General features: G+C 58.4%; 1 pseudogene. It reads left to right on the top strand.

The window, feature by feature from the left end:
* Positions 1-390, top strand: a pseudogene (locus G4D85_RS48595) (hypothetical protein); the annotation flags it as partial.
* Between the last annotated feature and the right edge of the window lie 21 nt (positions 391-411).

Genomic DNA, 411 nt, shown 5'->3' with positions numbered 1-411 from the left:
GACAAGCGGCACTTGATAAGTGGCAAAGCGGAGGCAGAGCAGCCCTTCCCGACCTTCTCAGACCTTCTCAGAGCGGTAATCGTATCCAGAGTCTGCCTGGAAGCCGACCCGCGAAAGAGAACGACATCCTACGACCTTGGCTCAAATCCCGAGGCGTCGGCCAAGGCCTACGCGTTCCTCACACAACTAGGATTCTCGCTTACGGAGCTCGGGGCATCCTCGGCGATAGTTCCCCTAGAACACCCAGAGCGCGGCGCAGTCGCCCTTATCAGTGCGCCTTCGACACTTATCCCAAGTACGAGCGTTGAGTTGCGCGCGCGTGACAAGGCACAGCAGAGGATTCTGGAGGAAGTCATCAGCGACCATGAGAAGGAGTTGAGCGGTGGTTGACGAGGCCACCATTCTCATGGC

The organism is Pyxidicoccus trucidator, from assembly GCF_010894435.1.
GTDB lineage: Bacteria > Myxococcota > Myxococcia > Myxococcales > Myxococcaceae > Myxococcus > Myxococcus trucidator.
Note: the sequence above shows the minus strand (reverse complement) of the source record. Positions and strands in the feature narration are given on the sequence as shown.